Origin of the sequence: Pseudomonas sp. P1.8 (assembly GCF_001269805.1) — a bacterium.
Classification (GTDB): domain Bacteria; phylum Pseudomonadota; class Gammaproteobacteria; order Pseudomonadales; family Pseudomonadaceae; genus Aquipseudomonas.
Genome location: NZ_LHVM01000009.1, coordinates 166,968 through 184,979, shown reverse-complemented (window position 1 = coordinate 184,979; position 18,012 = coordinate 166,968). Strand labels below are relative to the sequence as shown.

General features: G+C 60.3%; 20 protein-coding genes and 1 riboswitch. Of the genes, 1 reads left to right on the top strand and 19 read right to left on the bottom strand.

Annotated features, from left to right (window positions below):
• Positions 1 to 31 precede the first annotated feature (31 nt).
• From AD668_RS29870 to cobO, 13 genes are all read right to left on the bottom strand, one after another.
• The gene (locus tag AD668_RS29870; protein ID WP_256220596.1) at positions 32 to 154 is read right to left on the bottom strand and encodes a hypothetical protein; all 123 of its coding nucleotides are present in this window, start codon (positions 152 to 154) and stop codon (positions 32 to 34) included.
• Positions 151 to 1,359, bottom strand: a complete 1,209-nt coding sequence (locus AD668_RS08375; protein ID WP_053156908.1) for an MFS transporter — start codon at positions 1,357 to 1,359, stop codon at positions 151 to 153. Before AD668_RS08375 ends, AD668_RS29870 begins: the two co-directional genes overlap by 4 nt.
• Positions 1,360 to 1,411: 52 nt before the next feature.
• On the bottom strand, positions 1,412 to 1,816 hold the full coding sequence (locus AD668_RS08370; RefSeq protein WP_053156905.1) for a MarR family winged helix-turn-helix transcriptional regulator: 405 nt from the start codon (positions 1,814 to 1,816) through the stop codon (positions 1,412 to 1,414).
• A 54-nt stretch (positions 1,817 to 1,870) separates the two neighbouring features.
• A complete protein-coding gene (locus tag AD668_RS08365; RefSeq protein WP_053156902.1) occupies positions 1,871 to 2,602 on the bottom strand; it encodes an adenosylcobinamide-GDP ribazoletransferase in 732 nt (243 codons plus the stop codon).
• Between the two features lie 2 nt (positions 2,603 to 2,604).
• On the bottom strand, positions 2,605 to 3,180 hold the full coding sequence (gene cobC, locus AD668_RS08360; protein WP_053156899.1) for an alpha-ribazole phosphatase family protein: 576 nt from the start codon (positions 3,178 to 3,180) through the stop codon (positions 2,605 to 2,607).
• The gene (gene cobT, locus AD668_RS08355) at positions 3,177 to 4,232 is read right to left on the bottom strand and encodes a nicotinate-nucleotide--dimethylbenzimidazole phosphoribosyltransferase (RefSeq protein ID WP_053156896.1); all 1,056 of its coding nucleotides are present in this window, start codon (positions 4,230 to 4,232) and stop codon (positions 3,177 to 3,179) included. Before cobT ends, cobC begins: the two co-directional genes overlap by 4 nt.
• Positions 4,229 to 4,750 carry a bifunctional adenosylcobinamide kinase/adenosylcobinamide-phosphate guanylyltransferase gene (gene cobU / locus AD668_RS08350; protein WP_053157093.1) on the bottom strand — a complete coding sequence of 174 codons (522 nt, stop codon included), beginning with the start codon at positions 4,748 to 4,750 and terminating at the stop codon, positions 4,229 to 4,231. Before cobU ends, cobT begins: the two co-directional genes overlap by 4 nt.
• 122 nt (positions 4,751 to 4,872) lie before the next feature.
• Entirely contained in the window at positions 4,873 to 6,324 is a 1,452-nt protein-coding gene (locus tag AD668_RS08345) for a cobyric acid synthase (RefSeq protein ID WP_053156893.1), read from the bottom strand.
• The gene (gene cobD / locus AD668_RS08340) at positions 6,321 to 7,313 is read right to left on the bottom strand and encodes a threonine-phosphate decarboxylase CobD (RefSeq protein ID WP_053156891.1); all 993 of its coding nucleotides are present in this window, start codon (positions 7,311 to 7,313) and stop codon (positions 6,321 to 6,323) included. Before cobD ends, AD668_RS08345 begins: the two co-directional genes overlap by 4 nt.
• A complete protein-coding gene (gene cbiB, locus AD668_RS08335; protein ID WP_053156888.1) occupies positions 7,306 to 8,214 on the bottom strand; it encodes an adenosylcobinamide-phosphate synthase CbiB in 909 nt (302 codons plus the stop codon). The genes cobD and cbiB overlap by 8 nt, the downstream gene beginning before the upstream one ends.
• Entirely contained in the window at positions 8,211 to 8,861 is a 651-nt protein-coding gene (bluB, locus tag AD668_RS08330; protein ID WP_053156885.1) for a 5,6-dimethylbenzimidazole synthase, read from the bottom strand. Before bluB ends, cbiB begins: the two co-directional genes overlap by 4 nt.
• Positions 8,858 to 10,240: a cobyrinate a,c-diamide synthase gene (locus tag AD668_RS08325; protein WP_053156881.1), complete on the bottom strand. Its 1,383-nt coding sequence runs from the start codon at positions 10,238 to 10,240 to the stop codon at positions 8,858 to 8,860. Before AD668_RS08325 ends, bluB begins: the two co-directional genes overlap by 4 nt.
• Complete coding sequence (gene cobO / locus AD668_RS08320) at positions 10,237 to 10,848, bottom strand: cob(I)yrinic acid a,c-diamide adenosyltransferase (RefSeq protein ID WP_053156879.1); 612 nt, start codon at positions 10,846 to 10,848, stop codon at positions 10,237 to 10,239. The genes AD668_RS08325 and cobO overlap by 4 nt, the downstream gene beginning before the upstream one ends.
• 81 nt (positions 10,849 to 10,929) lie before the next feature.
• Positions 10,930 to 11,164, bottom strand: a riboswitch (cobalamin riboswitch).
• Between the two features lie 137 nt (positions 11,165 to 11,301).
• Between cobO and AD668_RS08315 the strand changes: the two genes are divergently transcribed.
• Complete coding sequence (locus AD668_RS08315) at positions 11,302 to 12,615, top strand: sorbosone dehydrogenase family protein (RefSeq protein ID WP_053156876.1); 1,314 nt, start codon at positions 11,302 to 11,304, stop codon at positions 12,613 to 12,615.
• Positions 12,616 to 12,707: 92 nt separating this feature from the next.
• Here AD668_RS08315 and AD668_RS08310 read toward each other — a convergent pair whose 3' ends face one another.
• From AD668_RS08310 to AD668_RS08285, 6 genes are all read right to left on the bottom strand, one after another.
• A complete protein-coding gene (locus AD668_RS08310) occupies positions 12,708 to 13,361 on the bottom strand; it encodes an O-methyltransferase (protein WP_053156873.1) in 654 nt (217 codons plus the stop codon).
• Positions 13,362 to 13,379: 18 nt separating this feature from the next.
• Positions 13,380 to 13,916: a C40 family peptidase gene (locus AD668_RS08305; RefSeq protein ID WP_053156870.1), complete on the bottom strand. Its 537-nt coding sequence runs from the start codon at positions 13,914 to 13,916 to the stop codon at positions 13,380 to 13,382.
• A 166-nt stretch (positions 13,917 to 14,082) separates the two neighbouring features.
• A complete protein-coding gene (locus AD668_RS08300; protein ID WP_053156867.1) occupies positions 14,083 to 14,730 on the bottom strand; it encodes a C40 family peptidase in 648 nt (215 codons plus the stop codon).
• A 223-nt stretch (positions 14,731 to 14,953) separates the two neighbouring features.
• Entirely contained in the window at positions 14,954 to 15,658 is a 705-nt protein-coding gene (gene hda, locus AD668_RS08295) for a DnaA regulatory inactivator Hda (RefSeq protein WP_038979708.1), read from the bottom strand.
• A gap of 183 nt (positions 15,659 to 15,841) precedes the next feature.
• Complete coding sequence (locus AD668_RS08290; protein WP_053156864.1) at positions 15,842 to 16,909, bottom strand: AI-2E family transporter; 1,068 nt, start codon at positions 16,907 to 16,909, stop codon at positions 15,842 to 15,844.
• A gap of 37 nt (positions 16,910 to 16,946) precedes the next feature.
• The gene (locus tag AD668_RS08285; protein WP_053156861.1) at positions 16,947 to 18,008 is read right to left on the bottom strand and encodes a DUF2066 domain-containing protein; all 1,062 of its coding nucleotides are present in this window, start codon (positions 18,006 to 18,008) and stop codon (positions 16,947 to 16,949) included.
• Between the last annotated feature and the right edge of the window lie 4 nt (positions 18,009 to 18,012).

Sequence of the window (18,012 nt, the reverse complement as noted above, 5' to 3'; positions counted from 1 at the left end):
AGGGTTGGACGTTACTCGCCCCCACATCCCGCTAGCAAGTCCCCATACCCAACTGCATCAAGGCCAACCCGCCCTGCTGCCAGCCCCACCACACGGCGGCGAGCAGCATCGCGCCAACAGCAAAAATCGTGATCCGTGGCCAAAGACTGTTCATGTCGCACTCATACTGGTTTGAAGACGCTCCACCGGACGCTCACGCACCGGCCAATTCAGCGCAGCGGCAACGAGACTCAAGAGAATCGCTACCTGCCAGATCAAGTCATAGCTCCCTGTGCGGTCGTACACCACCCCGCCCAACCAGCCGCCGAGGAACGAGCCGAGCTGGTGAAACAGGAAAACAATCCCACCGAGCATGGACAGGTTTCGCACGCCAAACAAGGTGGCGACCGTACCGTTGGTCAACGGCACCGTCGACAACCACAGGAACCCCATGGCCATACCGAACAGATACGCGCTAGTGGTCGTCACCGGCGCCCACAGGAACAGTGCGATGACCACTGCCCGCAACAGATACAACCCCGTGAGCAAACGCGGTTTGGACATGCGTCCGCCCAGCCAGCCGGCAGTGTAGGTTCCGAAAATATTGAACAGGCCGATCAGTGCCAGCACCGTCGTCCCAACCGTGGCCGGCAAATGTTGATCCACGAGATAGGCCGGCAGGTGCACACCGATAAACACGACTTGAAAGCCGCACACAAAGAAGCCGAACGCCAGCAACCAGAAACCCGAATGGGAACAGGCTTCACGCAACGCTTCACCCAGGGTTTGTTCATGCCCCAGCACTGGCAGAGGTTTGTCCTTGAGCATCGTCACCAGCGGCACGATCAACGCTACCAGCAGACCCAGCGCCAGCAACGCGGCCGACCAACCCAGCCAACCGATCAAACCCAAGGTACCGGGCAGCATGGCGAACTGGCCGAACGAGCCGGCAGCACTGGCAATCCCCATGCCCATGCTGCGTTTTTCCGGCGGCACCGCACGGCCGACCACACCCAGAATCACCGAGAACGAGGTGCCGGACAGGCCAATCCCGATCAGCAGGCCTGCACTCAGGGACAGGGTCGCCGGTGAGTCGGAAAGTCCCATGCAAATCAACCCTGCCGCGTACAGGACGCCCCCGATCAGCACGACTTTCGCCGCACCGAAGCGGTCGGCGAGCGCACCGGTAAACGGTTGTGCCAGGCCCCATATCAGATTCTGCAAGGCGATGGCAAAGGCAAAGACCTCACGCCCCCAGCCGAACTCGGCGCTCATGGGCGCCAGAAAAAGCCCGAAACCGTGTCGCACACCCAGTGACAACGCAAGGATCAGCGCACTTCCCAACAAAACCCAACCGCACGTACGCCACATCGATGTCATCTTGTTCTCCGGTAGCGGGTATATACCCGCTTAAGATCGGAAAAAACCGGCATCAAGCCAGTTCATCCAACAGTTTCAGCAAAATTTCCTGCTTCTCGACACCCAAGCGATCAATTAAACGCTGTTGCGCCGCTTCCCACGCTGGCAAGGCTGCTTTCAACCGATCGGCACCCGCTTGGGTCAACACGACGATACGATTGCGCATGTCCTCGCCTTCGACCAGCGTCACCAGGCCTTCGCCTTCCAGAACGCGCAAATTACGTCCCAGGGTGCTGCGATCCAGCCCCATTGCCTCGGCCAGCACGGAAATACTCGGCTGATTCAGGCGTTGCAGATTGCACAGCAAAGAATACTGCGCAACGTTGATCCCGAAGCCATCGAGAGCGCCGTCGTAGTGCCTGCTGACGCCACGAGCGGCGCGACGCAGATTGATGCATAAACATTGGGAATCGAGCATGGTGCGTGTATATACCCGCGAGTGGGTTAAATCAAGTTACAGATTGCAAAATTATCAAGCCAGGGCTAAGCCTACCAGCACTGCAACTTCCAGCAACTCCAGCATTGCGCCAGCCGTGTCACCGGTCGTACCGCCCAGTCGTCGCAGCATTATTTGGCGCAGCCAGACAAAACCCAATATCGCCAGCACCACCGCCACAACGCCGTTCAATCCGGCGATCACCACGCATACCACTGCGCTAAGTGCCAACACCTGCTTGCCTGCGGAGCGCGGCAGATGATCCGCCAGCGCCTGCCCCAGACCACCAGGACGCACGTAAGGCGTCGTCAGGAACACGCCCAGCAAGGCACTGCGACCGATCAACGGAACAATCAGCAACGCCAGCGTCTGCTGCTGTTCGATCAACGCCAGTAGCGCTGCGAATTTCAGCAGCAATACCAACACCAGCGTGACCACGGCGATCGGCCCGCTACGGGGGTCTTTCATGATGATCAAGGTGCGCTCTCGGTCGCCGAAACCACCCAGCCATGCATCGGCGCTATCGGCCAGGCCGTCCAGATGCAGCGCACCGCTGAGCAACACCCAAACGGTGAGTAACAAAGCCCCATGCAGTAACAGCGGCGTGCCGAGCAGCAGCCCGTTCACCGCCCACAGAAACGCACCGAAGAGCAGACCGACCAGCGGGTAAAACAACAGGGATCGACCCAATTGTTCAGGCTCGGGCATACCAGGAAGGCGAATCGGCAGGCTACTGAGAAATTGCAGGGCGATCCAGAACGGCAACATGGTCAGACTCTTTCTTCCAGCAAGCCGCGGGACGTCACCGCCAGCGAGAACAATGCGCCATGCCCGACTTCAACACTGAGCAACTGCTCACGAGGCAAGCCCCGGGCCTGAGCCAGCAATAACCGCATGACACCGCCATGGCTGATCAGCAGCACCCGCTCGCCGGCGCACGAAGCGTGCAACCGCTCCACCGCCGTGAGCACTCGCGCGGAAAAATCAGCAACAGGTTCACCCCGAGGCGGTGTGAACGCGTAAGGATCAGCCCAGAACCGGCCCAGGCCCTCAGCATCGGTTTCCATCAACGCCGCAGCGCTTTGCCCTTCCCAGTCGCCGAAGTGCAGCTCTTGCAGATCTTTGTACAGCTCGACCGGCACCGCCAACTGCGCACCGAGTTCTTGCGCGAATCGCGCACAACGCTGCAACGGTGAACTGATCAAGCGATCCCAAGGGCCCTGCGCGACCACCGCTGCACGCATCTGCGTCCAGCCCTTTTCGGTCAGGGCGTCATCGAGACTGCCGCGCAGGCCGCCGCCGAGTTCGGTTTCGCCATGCCGCAGCAGGTCCAGGCGCAGGGTCATGCTGGACGATCCGCCACAGCTGCTTCGGCAAAGGTCGCCATCTGCCCGTGCAGGTCGCACGCCAGGCGCAACAGCGGCACCGCGAGCGCTGCGCCGCTGCCTTCGCCCAGACGCAGGCCGAGGTCGAGCAGCGGCTCAGCCTGCAGGGTTTCCAGAACATGCCGATGCCCCGGTTCCGCACCACGATGACCGAACAACAGCCACTGGCGACATTCCGGATTCAAGCGCACCGCCACCAACGCCGCGACGCTGCAAATGAAACCGTCCACCAGCACCGCGATACCTTCCTGGGCACATGCCAGATAAGCGCCCACCAGCGCGGCAATCTCAAAACCACCCAGGTTGAAAAGCGTCTGCAACGCATCGCCACGCTGCGCGCCATGCAACGCCAAGGCCTGCTCGATGACGTGCGCCTTATGGCTGACACCGGCTGCATTCAACCCGGTTCCCGGCCCGGTCAAATGCGTCACCGGGCAATCGAGCAACGCACACGCCAGTGCACTGGCGGCCGTGGTGTTGCCGATGCCCATTTCGCCGCCGATAAAAAGCTGCGCGCCTGTCGCTTTGGCCCGTTGCGCACTGTCGCGCCCGGCCTGCAGAGCAAGTTCACCCTGAGTCACGGTCATCGCCGAACCCTGCACAAAATTCGCCGTGCCCGGGCCGATGTTCAAGTGCCGCACTCCCGGCAGATTCAATGAAGGCGTGATTGTCCCGAGATCGATCACCTCGAGCGACGCGCCCAACTGCCGCGCCAAAACGCTGATCGCCGCCCCACCGCCGACAAAATTGTGCAGCATTTGCCCGGTGACTTCCTGGGGAAACGCCGACACCCCTTCGGCAACGACGCCATGGTCACCGGCAAAAATCGCAATCCACAGCTGATCCAGACTCGGCTTGACCTGTCTCTGCAAACCCGCCAACTGAATCGCCACCGACTCCAGCTGACCGAGGGAACCGGCCGGTTTGGTCAGTTGCTGCTGCCGGGCCTGCGCCTGTTCCATCACTTGGGCGTCAATGGGCGTGCACGGATTGAGCCACCAGGTTTGGGTCATAACGCAGTTCCTTTCAAAGTCAGAGGCAGGCCGGCGACGGTCAGGATGACGCGGTCACAGCGCTCGGCCAGGGCTTGATGCAGCCAACCGGCTTCATCGACATAGCGGCGAGTCAATTCGCCCAGCGGCACGACACCCATTCCGGTTTCGTTGCTGACAAAAATGATTTCACCCGGCAACGACGTCAGGCAGTCCAGCAAAGCGTCGCGCTTGGCGATCAAACGCTGCGCATCGTCCTGCATCAGTAGATTGGTCAGCCACAACGTCAGGCAATCCACTAGCAGACAGCGTTCGGCGCTCGCGTTTTCGTGCAGCACCCGGGCCAGATCCAGCGGCTCTTCGATCAACGCCCATTCGACAGGGCGACGGGCGCGGTGATGGGCCACACGTTGATTCATTTCACCGTCCAGCGGCTGGCTGGTGGCGATGTACGTCACGGCCAGATTGCTGTCGATGGCGAGCTTTTCAGCTAGACGACTTTTGCCGGAGCGAGCGCCGCCGAGGATCAGTTGGAGCATGGTGCCGTCCTGAAAAATCATTGTTGAGGCGACTGGCCTCTTCGCGGGCAAGCCCGCTCCTATAGGGTTCGAGGTGCTCTCTGTGGGAGCGGGTTTACCCGCGAGGAGGTCCTGAAGGCATCTCAAATCCCGCAGAGCTGACGCAGCAAGTCGGTATCCAGATGCTTCTCCACCAGATCCGCCAAGCGCTCGATATCGCGTTCGCGCAAGGCGTGGTAATCCACCTCCTGCACATCCTGCAAACCGGCCCAACGCAGCAGCGCGCTGCACGCCGCCGGTGACTCGAACAGGCCGTGCAGGTAAGTGCCGAAAATCTGCCCATCGAGACTTTGCGCACCGTCGCAACGCCCGTCATCGAGCAATACCGCCGCATTTTCCAGCGCCGGCCCGGTGGTCACGCCTGCATGAATTTCATAACCCGAGACCGGCGCATCTTCCAGCGCCAGGCGACCGCGTACATTGCGCAGCTGCTTGTGTTCTTCGAGCACCGTTTCAAACGCCAGCAATCCCAAACCGGCACTGGAACCCGGCGCGCCTTCCAGGCCCAGCGGGTCGTGCACTTGCTCACCGAGCATTTGCAGGCCACCGCAAATCCCCAGCACCTTGCCGCCGTAACGCAGATGTCGGGCGATGGCGCTTTCCCAGCCATTGGCCCGCAAAAACGCGAGATCGCTGCGTACGCTTTTCGATCCGGGAAGAATGATCAGATCGGCCGGTGGCATTGCCTGGCCCGGACCGATGAATTGCAGATCGACTTGCGGATGCAGGCGCAACGGATCGAAATCGGTGTGATTGCTGATGCGCGGCAACACCGGCACCACCACTTTCAACACTTGCTCGGCCTTGTCGGTCTGGCGCTGGTCAATGCCATCCTCAGCTTCCAGGTGCAGGTCCATCACGTAGGGCAGAACGCCGATCACCGGTTTGCCGGTGCGTTCTTCCAGCCAGTCGAGACCCGGTTGCAGCAAGGCAATGTCGCCACGAAAACGGTTGATGATGAAACCTTTGATTCGCCCCTGCTCGCTCGGCGACAAAAGCTCAAGGGTGCCTACCAGATGCGCGAACACGCCACCACGATTGATGTCGGCAATCAGCACCACCGGGCAATCCACCGCTTCGGCAAAGCCCATGTTGGCGATGTCGCCGGCCCTCAGATTGATTTCGGCTGGCGAGCCCGCGCCTTCGACCATCACCACCGGATACACCGTCCTCAAGCGTTCGTGGGACGCCAGCACCGCTTGCATGGCGATGGTCTTGTAGTCGTGATAGGCGACGGCATTCATGCTTGTGACAGCGCGACCATGAATAATCACCTGCGCGCCGGTGTCGCTGTTCGGCTTGAGCAGCACCGGGTTCATGTCGGTGTGTGGCTCAAGATTAGCCGCCTGGGCCTGCACCGCTTGCGCACGACCAATCTCGCCACCGTCAGCGGTCACCGCACTGTTGAGCGCCATGTTCTGTGGCTTGAACGGAACGACACTGACACCCTGACGCGTAACCCAGCGGCACAGTGCGGTTACCAGCGTACTCTTGCCGGCATCCGAGGTGGTGCCCTGCACCATCAACGTGGTCATGCAGTTTCCTTGGCGAACGCTTCGAATGCCGCAGCCAGGCGAGTCCAATCGGATTCGTCGCCCGGCAAGCCGAAACGCAGGCTGCTGTTGTGAGTGAACAGGCGCAGCAGAATGCCGCGCCTGGCCATGAATTCGTGAAGGGCCTGGGCTTGATCAGTGATCAGCCACTGGAACAAGGCGCAGCCGCCCTGAGCCTTGAAACCGTGTTGTTCCAGCAACGAAGCGAGGCGCTCTCTGGCCTTTTCAGCGCGTGCTCGCTGGCGCACATGGCCTTCGGTATCACGCAAGCATGCCTGCCCGACTATCCGCGTCGGCCCGCTCACCGCCCAAGGCCCCACTTGTTCGGCGAGCAGCTTGAGCAACTTGCGCTCCGCCAGCACGAAACCCAATCGCACCCCGGCCAGGCCGAAGAACTTGCCGAACGAACGCAGCACGATCAATCCCACCTGATGGGCAAACGGCGCCAGACTCAGCTGCGGCGTGTTGTCCATGAACGCTTCATCCACCACCAGCCACCCGCCGCGCTGGGCCAGCCGCGCGTGCCAGTCCAGCAAACGCCCCGGTGTCAGATTCAAACCCGTGGGATTGTTTGGATTGACCACCACCAGCACGTCGAGGCTGTCAATGAAGAAGTCGACTTCCTGCTCCACCACTTCGCGCACGATGTAACCATTGCGGCGCCACGCTTCGGCATGTTCGGCATAACAAGGCGACAGCACGCCGACCTTGCCGGCGCGACGCAGGCGCGGCAGCAGTTGAATGGCCATTTGCGAACCGGCCACCGGCAGTGCCTGTAACGTGCCGTAGTAATCACACGCAGCCTGCTCCAGCCCGTCGTCGGCTTCCGGTAGACGCGCCCAGGAGCGCAACGGAATGTCCGGTACAGGAAACGGCCAGGGCGCCAGACCGGTCGACAGGTCCAGCCATTCGGATTCGTCTATGCCATATTCGAGCGCGGCCTTGCGCAGCCTTCCACCGTGCTCAAGCATAAAATTCAGCCCCTATGCAGAGAATCAGCAGCCATAACCATACCCCGCGCTGGACCAATTGCCAGCCCCGGTCAATGGAGTCGGCATCCGCCGGCGGACCTTCGCCCAGCTGAGGACGCTGATGCAGTTCACCGTGATAAATCGCCGCCCCGCCCAATTCGACTCCCAGCGCTCCCGCCCCCGCCGCCATCACCGGACCGGCATTCGGGCTGTCCCAGGTCGGGCCTTGCGTACGCCAGCATTTCAGCGACAGGCGGGTTTTACCCAGCAACGCGTAAGTCATTGCCACCAGCCTTGCCGGAATGTAATTGAGGACGTCGTCAATCTTCGCCGCCGCCCAGCCAAAACGCTCAAAGCGCTCATTACGATAGCCCCACATCGCATCCAGCGTGTTGCTCAAACGGTAGAGCACCACCCCCGGCACACCGGCCACGGCAAACCAGAACAAGGCAGCGAACACCGCGTCGCTCCCGTTTTCCAGCACTGATTCGGTGGCGGCGCGGGCGACTTCGGTTTTATCCAGATCGCTGGTCTGGCGGCTGACCAGATAGCCCACACGCGCGCGGGCTTCTTCAAGATCATCACTGCGCAGTGCTTTGGCTACCGGCTCGACGTGTTCGCCGAGGCTGCGCATGCCGAGCGCGCAATAGAGCGCGAGTATCTCGACGATCCAGCCAACATAAGGCGCCCAGGAAAATGCCGTAGCCAGTAATGTCAGTGGCACCACAGCGATCATCCACGCGGTGACGCCATGGCTGCGCCAGCCGCGCCCCCCACTGTTGAAACGTTGCTCGATGCGGTCGGCAAAACGGCCGAACGCCACCAGCGGATGCCAGCGTTTGGGTTCACCCAGCAGCGCATCCAGCGCAACCGCGGCGACACTCAACAACGCCACACTCATTGACTCACTCCCCAGTAATTTTCGTACAACAGTTCACTCAGCGGGCGCGCCTGCGCCCAGCCTTCGAGCACCAGCATCGGCGCTGGATAGAATTCCTTGACCGGCCCCAGGCACAGCACCGCCAGCGGTTTCGCACCGGGCGGCAAGTTCAACAGATCCGCCAGGGCTTGCGGTTCGAACAATGACACCCAGCCCATGCCCAATCCCTCGGCACGGGACGCCAGCCAGAGGTTCTGGATCGCGCAGGACAACGACGCCATGTCCATTTCCGGCAAGGTGCGACGACCGAAGACATGCCGCTCGCGGTCGTCGGTCAGCGCGGCGACCAGCACTTCGGCGCAATCGTCGATACCTTCGACCTTGAGCTTCATGAACTCGTCGCTGCGCTCACCGAGGGCTTGGGCGGTGCGGATGCGCTCTTCTTCCACCAGTTGCTGAATCTGCCGGCGCAAGGCGCGATCGCTGATGCGGATGAAACGCCACGGTTGCATCAGGCCTACGCTCGGCGCCTGATGCGCGGCTTCGAGCAGACGTCGAAGCAGCTCCGGCTCGACCGTACCGCCGCCGAAGTGACGCATGTCGCGGCGTTCGGCGATGGCACGGTAGACGGCTGCGCGTTCGGTTTCAGAGAAGGTGTTGTCAGTCATGACCGCTTCGCTGGCAAGCCAGCTCCTACAGGATAGAGGTGGTCCCTTGTAGGAGCTGGCTTGCCAGCGAAGGCGTCCTGAAGGTCGGGCGCAAAAAGCGCGGCAATCGCTGAGGGATTGGACGGAAAATAAAAGTGCACATAAGAAGCGGTCATCCGCCCCTCACGATAAACCGCCTCGGCTCCGCGACCGCCATTCGGGCTCAAACCCCGGGCAATCGGCACCAACTCAGTGGTGGTCAGCGAGTGATGATACGTGTGTCCGCGCAACGACCCTTCCGGCAGCTCGACCGCTTGCAACGCCAGCGCGGCAAGGCGTTTTTGCATCACGGCATCACCGGCCAGCAAGCCAACCAGTTCAGCGCGAGTACCGTCGACATCGGTCAACGAATCGAGCAGATAAAGCATGCCGCCACACTCGGCAAGCAATGGCTTGCCTGCCCCGTGGTGTGCGCGGATCGCGTCAAGCATCGCGGTGTTTTTCGACAGCGCAACATGGTGCAACTCCGGATATCCGCCCGGCAGATAGAGACTGTCCACCTCCGGCAACACGCTATCGCGGATCGGCGAGAAGAATGACAACTCGGCGCCCATCGCCCGCAACAGGTCCAGGCTCGCGCCGTAGGTGAACGCAAAAGCTTCGTCCCGAGCCACGGCGATGCGTACACCGGCCAGCAACGGTTCGACGTCAATAACGTCCGGCGCCGCGAACGCCACGGCGGGCGGCAGCGCCACCTCGCAACTGCTGGCCAAGGCATCGGCGGCCGCATCGAGGCGCACATCGAGATCGTTCAACTCGCTGGCCTGCACCAGGCCAAGGTGCCGACTCGGCAATTCGATCCCGGTTTCCCGGGACAAGGCGCCGTACCAGCGCAACCCTTCAGTCAGGCTGCCTTCAAGCAACTGCGCATGACGCAACGTGCCGACACGGTTGGCCAGGACCCCGGCAAACGGCAGGTCCGTTTGATACCGCGCCAGCCCCAACGCCAGTGCGCCGAAGGTCTGAGCCATGGCGGTGCCGTCGATCACCCCCAGCACCGGTACACCGAAGTGCCGCGCCAGGTCGGCGCTGGACGGTGTACCGTCGAACAGGCCCATGACACCTTCGATCAGAATAAGATCAGCTTCGCCGGCGGCTTCCCACAGCAGACGACGGCTTTCCTGCTCGCCGACCATCCACATATCCAGTTGATAAACCGGCGCACCGCTGGCGCGCTCGAGAATCATCGGATCGAGAAAGTCTGGCCCGCATTTGAATACACGAACCTTGCGCCCCTGATTGCGATGCAAACGGGCGAGCGCGGCAGTGACAGTGGTCTTGCCCTGACCGGAAGCCGGCGCGGCGATCAGTACCGCCGGGCAATGACGAGGTTGATTCACAGCTCGACGCCTTTTTGCGCTTTGATTCCAGCCTGGAAGGCGTGTTTGAGCATGCCCATTTCAGTCACGGTGTCGCCCATCTCGATCATTTCCGGCTTGGCGGCGCGACCAGTCACGATCACATGCTGCATCGGCGGCCGCGCCTGCAAATCGCTGAGCACCTGATCGAGATCGAGATAGCCGTGTTTGAGGGCGATGTTCAATTCATCCAGCACCACCAGGCCGATGGACGGATCGCGCAGCAGTTCGCGGGACACTTCCCAGGCAGCCTCGGCCGCGGCGATGTCGCGCTGGCGATCCTGGGTTTCCCAAGTGAAACCCTCGCCCATCACGTGGAAGCGCACTTGTTGCGGGAAACGCCGGAAGAACAACTCTTCGCCCGTGCTGTTGCGCCCCTTGATGAACTGCACCACGCCGCATTGCATGCCGTGACCCATGGCTCGCGCCAGCATGCCGAACGCCGAACTGCTCTTGCCCTTGCCGTTGCCGGTCAACACCAGCAACAGGCCGCATTCATTCGGGGAACTGGCGATGCGCTCATCGATCACCGCTTTTTTGCGCTGCATGCGCGCCAGATGGCGCTCATCACGTTCGGGGGTATCAGTCATGGGGAAGCTCTCCGTTGAGGCTGGAATAACGGCGGGCAGGCACAAGAATAGAAGGCAACAAGCCTGGCATCGCCCACCGTGATGCCGTTGGATGAATCAGGCCGGTCTCCGGGCTCATGAGCGGTTTGCACCTGACTGCGCGCCTTCCCATATCGACATATCGATACAGTGGCTCAAGGCGCAGCCTTCACTCATTTACCGTTGCGGGGGCAGCGCCGGGATCATGACCTTCAACCCTTTGAAGAACTCATTCACCGGCTTCCCTGTTTCACTCTGTCGACACAAGCCACAGAGCACCTGAAACAAGCCGCGAAGGTTAGAGGGTTGGGAATGGAGCGTCAATTAAAGCCGGGCGGCCGGGCAGGAATATCGCAAGCCCACGGCTGAAGGTTGAACCATCGAAAGGCAGCGCTTCTCTATGATTAGAACAAGGCATTCATAGGGACGATCAGCATGCGCACCTCCCCGTTCGTTTTCGTTATCGCCCTCGCTGGAGGGCTCACCGCTTGTGGCGAGACCTCCAGGCTGCAAGTATCCGACGGCACCGGCCCCTCGCCCCAACTGCCCGAACCCAATAAAACCCTGGTCCCGACGGTGAACATCGCGCCCGCCATCGGCTGGCCTGCCGGTGCCAAACCCGTCGCCGCCGCAGGCACTCAAGTAGCCGCTTTTGCCGAAGACCTTGATCACCCGCGCTGGCTCTATGTATTGCCCAACGGCGACGTGCTGGTGGCCGAAACCAACGCCCCGCCCAAACCCGACGATGGCAAAGGCGTCAAAGGCTGGGTCATGAAAAAAGTGATGGGCCGCGCCGGAGCCGGCGTGCCGAGCCCGAATCGCATCACCCTGCTGCGGGACAAGGATCACGACGGTATTGCGGAAACCCGCAGCGTGTTTCTGGAAAATCTCAATTCACCGTTTGGCATGACGCTGGTCGGCAACGACCTGTACGTGGCCGATACGGACCGCTTGCTGCGTTTTCACTATGAGAACGGCGATATGACGATCAAGTCGTCGCCGATCAAAGTGGTCGACTTGCCGGGCGGCCCCCTCAATCACCACTGGACCAAAAATGTCATCGCCAGCAAGGATGGCAGCAAGTTGTACGTGACCGTGGGCTCCAACAGTAACGTCGCGGAAAATGGCATGGACAAGGAGCAAGGACGCGCCGCGATCTGGGAAGTGGATCGCGCCACCGGCAACCACCGGATTTTTGCTTCGGGTTTGCGTAATCCCAACGGCATGGCCTGGGAACCACAAAGTGGCGCGCTGTGGACCGCGGTCAACGAGCGCGATGAAATCGGCAGCGACCTGGTGCCGGACTACATCACCTCGGTGCAGGACGGCGCGTTCTACGGCTGGCCGTTCAGCTACTACGGTCAACACATCGATATTCGCGTCGAGCCGCAGAATCCGGATCTTGTCGCCAAAGCTCTCAAGCCAGACTATGCCGTCGGCCCGCACACCGCCTCGCTGGGCCTGACGTTTGCCGAAAACAGCAAACTGCCAGCACCGTTCACTCAAGGTGCTTTCATCGGACAGCACGGCTCGTGGAACCGCAAGCCGCACAGTGGTTACAAAGTGATTTTCGTGCCATTCAATGCCGGCAAACCGGCCGGGCAGCCGGTTGATGTCCTTTCCGGATTCCTCAATGACGAGGAAAAGGCCATGGGTCGACCCGTGGGCGTGGTGATTGATCAGCAGGGGGATTTGTTGGTGGCCGACGATGTAGGGAACAAGATTTGGCGGGTGTCGACTGCAAAATAGACAGCAAAAGATCGCAGCCTTCGCCAGCTCCTACATTGATTGGCGCACGTCCTGTAGGCGCTGCCGAAGGCTGCGATCTTTCCTGCTGATGACTACCGTTTACGGCAGAGTGTCAATCCATCGCCTATCGGCAACAGGGATAGATCCACTCTCGAGTCATCTTTCAACGCTCGATTAAGCGCCTGGATCGCACGGGTGTCTTCGCTCTCGGGATTTGCCTCGAGAACTCGGCCACTCCACAGGGTGTTATCGAACACCGCCAGCCCACCGACCCGCAACAGACGCAGCGCATGCTCCAGGTAGGCGGGATAGTTGGCCTTGTCGGCATCGATGAAAATCAGATCGAATTGACCTGGCTGGCCCAGCTTGCCAAGCGTCTCCAGCGCAGGCGCCAGACGCAGGTCGATTCGCCCGGTCAGCCCTGCCTCGAGCCAGTAACGGAGGGCGGTGGCATTGTAATCGCCGGGAATGTCGCAACAGATCAGTGAGCCGTCATCCGGCAATGCCGCCGCCATGCACAGGGCGCTGTAACCGGTGAAAGTGCCGATTTCCAGCACATGCCTGGCGCCGGTGAGTTTCACCAGCAGCGCGAGAAACTGCCCTTGCTCCGGTGCCACTTGCCATCGCGCCATGGGCATTGCCTGGGTTTCGTCGCGCAAACGCTTGAGTAGCGGCGTTTCGCGCAAGGAAACATCGAGCAGGTATTGGTACAAACCATCGTCGAGATTGAGCGTGCGAGCGGTCATGTCCACAACCTCAGGCGATTATGGATTGCGCGCCAGATGCTCCGGCTGCAGAACGCGCTTGGCGCTGAGGTAGGCTTTCTGCCAATAAGCCTTGGACAAACTGTCGAGCTTCACAGTACCGCCGGTGGCGGGTGCATGGACGAAGCGCCCCTCGCCAACATAGATCCCGGCATGATTGACCTGGGAAGCACCATTGGTGGCGAAGAAGATCAGGTCACCGGTTTGCAGACCCTCCTTACCGACACTGGCCGCTTGTATCGTGATCATCTCGCGGGTGGTGCGCGGCAAGGAAATACCGGCAACGTCACGGTACACGTAGCCAATCAGACCACTGCAATCAAATCCCGAATCCGGCGTGTTGCCACCCCAGCGATAAGGTGTGCCCACAAGACCGAGCGCGCGGAACAGCACGTCTTCCGCTTCAGGCGAAAAAGCTTGGGATGGACCGAATACGAGGGGCGCGCGAACCACCGGCGCTGGCGGCGGTGTGCGACTGGCGCAGGCGCTGAGCAGCGCTGCGAGGAAGATGATTGCGAGGCGGGCCGACGTCGTCATAAGCAGAACATCCTGATCTGGCTGCGGCTTTTTTCTGCGGGGAGCGCAGAAAAGAAAACCGCCTGCGCGTGACGCAGGCGGTTTGCCATCATTAGTAGATCAGAATTTTAGCGGCTATCCGGCAAACTTCAAGTAAGACTTTAAGTTCACCTTACAAAATGTCTGCTTATTTACGCGCAGTGACGATTGGCGATGCGTTTGGTGCCATTGCCAGGGCTCGTTTGGCTTCGATGAAGGTCTTGCTCCAGTAGCTGTCCCCCAGGCTATCGATCCGCACGCCACCGCTACGACGGCTGCTCGAATGGATGAACTGGTTGTCGCCGAGGTAGATTCCGGCGTGACTGACGCGACCGCGACGGCCGTTGGTAGCGAAGAACAACAGGTCGCCCGGCTCAAGCTTGCTGCGCGAGACCAGAGGGGCGTCCACGTTGATCATTTCGCGAGTGGAACGCGGCAGGTTCATGCCCGCTTCTTCGCGGAACAGGTAACCGATGAAGCCACTGCAATCGAAACCGGCTTCAGAGGTGCCGCCGAAACGGTAACGGGTACCGATCAGGGACATGCCACGCTCAAGGATGCTGTCTGCCAGAACCGGCAATTGATACGACTTGCCACCAGCGAAGTCGGCGAGTTCTTTTTCGTTCGCCTTCTCTTCCTGTTCCAGCGTTTCCTGATAAAGAGCGGAAGTCTGGGTTGTAGCGGAGTTCTTGACCTGCTGTTGCGATGCTTGCTGACTCACTGGAGTGTGAGCAGCGCAACCGAACAACAGGGTAACGAGTGCGAGGGGCACGAGGGGTGCAAAGCGATTTAGCATGGGCACGACCGTGGCTGATAGATGTAAAGAAGCCGAGACTATGCCCGCTATCAACCTCATTTGCAAATTCAATCGATCTTTATGTGACTTCTCGGTTTCTCGTTAGCATCTAAGCGCTTAAGCCCATTTTGAATGTAACGCGCTGCCTGAGACCCGACAGGAAAGCGTGTTTTCTGGCGCCTTAAATATGCCAAACCCGCTAAACCTCTCGGTTTTAGCGGGTTTACCAGCCCAGGGTTTCTTTCAAAAACGGGATGGTCAGCTTGCGCTGAGCCTGAAGCGAGGCCTGATCGAGGCGCTCAAGCAGTTCGAAAAGTGCACTCATGCTGCGAGTGCCCCGGGTCAAAATGAAATGCCCCACTTCGTCGGTCAGATGCAGCCCGCGACGGGAAGCACGCAATTGCAGTGCACGCAATTTGTCTTCATCGGACAGGGGACGCATCTGAAAGATCAACGCCAGGGTCAAGCGGGATTTGAGATCCGCCAGTTTCACCGGCAACTCTCGGGGTGAAGTCGACGCAGCAATCAGCAGACGTCGGCCGCTGTCACGCAAGCGATTGAACAGATGGAACAACGCCTCTTCCCAGTCCGCCTTGCCAGCGACCGCCTGTAAATCATCCAGGCAGACCAGTTCGTACTGTTCGAGGTTATCGAGAATTTCAATGCCACGGTCCAGCAGCTCGGCCAGCGGCAGGTATACCGCCCGCTCCCCCAACTGCTCGAAACGCAGACAGGCCGCTTGCAGCAGGTGCGTACGCCCTACCCCGTCCTTGCCCCAAAGGTAGATCAGGCTTTCGGTCCAGCCGGCGTCGGCTTCGCAGAGCCGCTCGACATAGCCGAGTGCAGCGGCGTTGGCGCCTGGGTAATAGTTGATAAAGGTGGCGTCATCACGCAGACGCACACCTAGGGGCAGCTGAATCGGTTTCATGCTGACTGAACAGTTCCAAAGGAACCGTTAGTGGCCTCTGTGTAAAGTTTGCGAAGTTTATACCCGTGGCGCTGGACGCACAATGCGACAGACCATAAGCAAAATCAAAGGTTTGCGTTAACGCTACAGTTTTATGACAGTTTGTTCGGCGGTCAGTGCGACCGCCACCCACTCATCTTCTCGTCAAGGCTCCTCGCCATTGGCATAGATGTCCGAGTCCTTGTACAAATCATGGGCATGACGTACCAGCACCATGATCACTGCCGCCACCGGTAGCGCCAGCAACACACCGGTAAAGCCGAACAGCTCTCCGCCAGCCAGAATCGCAAAAATCACTGCCACTGGGTGCAAACCGATACGGTCGCCGACCAGCAACGGCGTCAGCACCATGCCCTCCAGCGCCTGACCGATCATGAAGACCGCTACGATTCCCAGCATGGGATACAAATCCCCGCCGAATTGAAACAGGCCGGCGATCAATGCCGCTCCGATGCCGATGATGAAACCCATATACGGCACGATTGCCGCCAGACCGGCAATCAGACCAATCAGCAATCCCAACTCCAGGCCGACCAGCATCAGGCCTGCCGCGTAAATCACGCCCAACGCCACCATGACCAACAATTGCCCGCGTACGAACGCCCCGAGCACTTCGTGACATTCGCCTGCCAGGGACACAGCACGCTCCTCGCGATCGCGAGGTAACAGGCCGCGGATTTTGGCCATCATCACGTCCCAGTCCCGCAACAGGTAAAAACTCACCACCGGAATAAGCACCAGGTTCGCCAGCAAACCTATCAACGCCAGCCCCGAGGCCGTCGCCTGGCTCAACACCACGCCGACAATGTCAGTGGTCTGACCCATGTGCTCGCTGATCGCCGCCTTGAGCTTGTCGAACTTCCAGAACCCGTCTGACAAGCCGAATTTCGATTGCGCCCATGGCAATGCGGTGTGCTGCAACCAATCGAGCATTTGCGGCGCCAGTTCATACAAACGGAACAACTGCCTGGCGAGCATTGGCACCAGCACCAATAGCAGTGCAGTAAAAATCAGGGTGAACACTGCAAACACAGTAATCACGCCCCAGGTCCGGGAAAGACCGGCGCTCTCCAGGCGATCCACCAGCGGATCGAACAGATAGGCCAACAGCAGCGCCACCAGGAACGGCGTCAGAATCGGATGCAACAACCAGACAAACACGCAAAGCAGGACCACCCCACCCAGCCAGAACCAACGCCGAGAATCGGCCATGTACCACTCCTGCTTCTATATAAGGAACGAAAACGATTTACCAACGAAAACGCAATTGCGGTGTCGGTGCGACAGGGGCTGGCGCTGCGGCAGGTGCCGCGCCTCCAGCCACAGGCTGGGCGGAAACTACTGGCGCCGGTGCGGGTTCGACCGGCATTTCCTGCAATCTCGCCAGCGACATCTGCGCCTTCAATTGTTCGACACTGCCATTTACCCGATAAAGTATCCGGTCACCATCAACACCTTGCAGCCGCCCGCCAAATGGCTCAAGCAAACGCCCAAGCGCGGCGTATCGCTCAAGATTCATGCCTTGCACTTCTACCAACTGCTGACCTGAAGCCCCAGGCTTGGCGACGAAACGGGGCGCCAGACGCTGATTGACCGCCAGCATCACCGCATCGGCCAAAGCCGCCTGATCGGCGCCCTGCACAGTGCCGGCCTCTTTCTGATCACCAAGCCACAGCCGCCAATTGGCTTGCCACTGGCCACCTTCCTCACGGGCATGCACCGCCAGCAAGGCGTCTGCGTTGTATCGTTCCGAAGCACCGCGCAACGGCGCCGGGTCAGTGCCTTCCAGATTCGGTGCCGTGGCGATGATCTGTTCATTCAAGTCCGCCAATGGCAAGCGCAATGGCAATCCACGATGCTGTGCGGCCCGTCGCAGCGGTGTTGCGCTGGCCTGACCATCGCCGACAAGGCTGGAACCCTCAGTCGAATCATTCAGCCACCAACCCAGAATCGACGGCCGATTGGCACCCCACATGGGCAAACCGGCACGGCGCAGAGCTTGCTCAGTCGTGCCCGGATCGAAATCGACTTTCAACACTTCCGGCGGACCGGCTTCAAAACCGTACTGACTGATGATTTGTTGCGGATCCTTGCGAACCGCCGCCAACCCCGGACTCTGCGCAGCCTTGGGATCGCCGGTCAGGCGTACCACCAGCGTATCCAGCGCACGCTGAGTCGCCTGCTCGCGCTCCTCGGGCGACTGACCATTGACTGGTTCACGCACTTGATAGAGGCCTTTGACGGTTTCGGCATGCCCCACAAGGCTGAACAATGACAAACAGCCCACAAACAAGAATTTACAAAAACGCATGGAC

Bases quoted from the DNA above. Each gene is read 5' to 3' on its own strand.
- bluB (WP_053156885.1), bottom strand. From the start codon at position 8,861: ATGACTGACAACACCTTCTCTGAAACCGAACGCGCAGCCGTCTACCGT.
- cobT (WP_053156896.1), bottom strand. From the start codon at position 4,232: ATGACCCAAACCTGGTGGCTCAATCCGTGCACGCCCATTGACGCCCAA.
- cobU (WP_053157093.1), bottom strand. From the start codon at position 4,750: ATGCTCCAACTGATCCTCGGCGGCGCTCGCTCCGGCAAAAGTCGTCTA.
- AD668_RS08310 (WP_053156873.1), bottom strand. From the start codon at position 13,361: ATGACCGCTCGCACGCTCAATCTCGACGATGGTTTGTACCAATACCTG.
- AD668_RS08305 (WP_053156870.1), bottom strand. From the start codon at position 13,916: ATGACGACGTCGGCCCGCCTCGCAATCATCTTCCTCGCAGCGCTGCTC.
- AD668_RS08285 (WP_053156861.1), bottom strand. From the start codon at position 18,008: ATGCGTTTTTGTAAATTCTTGTTTGTGGGCTGTTTGTCATTGTTCAGC.
- cobC (WP_053156899.1), bottom strand. From the start codon at position 3,180: ATGACCCTGCGCCTGGACCTGCTGCGGCATGGCGAAACCGAACTCGGC.
- AD668_RS29870 (WP_256220596.1), bottom strand. From the start codon at position 154: ATGAACAGTCTTTGGCCACGGATCACGATTTTTGCTGTTGGCGCGATG.
- AD668_RS08345 (WP_053156893.1), bottom strand. From the start codon at position 6,324: ATGACCACGTTGATGGTGCAGGGCACCACCTCGGATGCCGGCAAGAGT.
- AD668_RS08375 (WP_053156908.1), bottom strand. From the start codon at position 1,359: ATGACATCGATGTGGCGTACGTGCGGTTGGGTTTTGTTGGGAAGTGCG.
- AD668_RS08370 (WP_053156905.1), bottom strand. From the start codon at position 1,816: ATGCTCGATTCCCAATGTTTATGCATCAATCTGCGTCGCGCCGCTCGT.
- cobD (WP_053156891.1), bottom strand. From the start codon at position 7,313: ATGCTTGAGCACGGTGGAAGGCTGCGCAAGGCCGCGCTCGAATATGGC.
- AD668_RS08365 (WP_053156902.1), bottom strand. From the start codon at position 2,602: ATGTTGCCGTTCTGGATCGCCCTGCAATTTCTCAGTAGCCTGCCGATT.
- AD668_RS08300 (WP_053156867.1), bottom strand. From the start codon at position 14,730: ATGCTAAATCGCTTTGCACCCCTCGTGCCCCTCGCACTCGTTACCCTG.
- AD668_RS08315 (WP_053156876.1), top strand. From the start codon at position 11,302: ATGCGCACCTCCCCGTTCGTTTTCGTTATCGCCCTCGCTGGAGGGCTC.
- cobO (WP_053156879.1), bottom strand. From the start codon at position 10,848: ATGACTGATACCCCCGAACGTGATGAGCGCCATCTGGCGCGCATGCAG.
- cbiB (WP_053156888.1), bottom strand. From the start codon at position 8,214: ATGAGTGTGGCGTTGTTGAGTGTCGCCGCGGTTGCGCTGGATGCGCTG.
- AD668_RS08290 (WP_053156864.1), bottom strand. From the start codon at position 16,909: ATGGCCGATTCTCGGCGTTGGTTCTGGCTGGGTGGGGTGGTCCTGCTT.
- hda (WP_038979708.1), bottom strand. From the start codon at position 15,658: ATGAAACCGATTCAGCTGCCCCTAGGTGTGCGTCTGCGTGATGACGCC.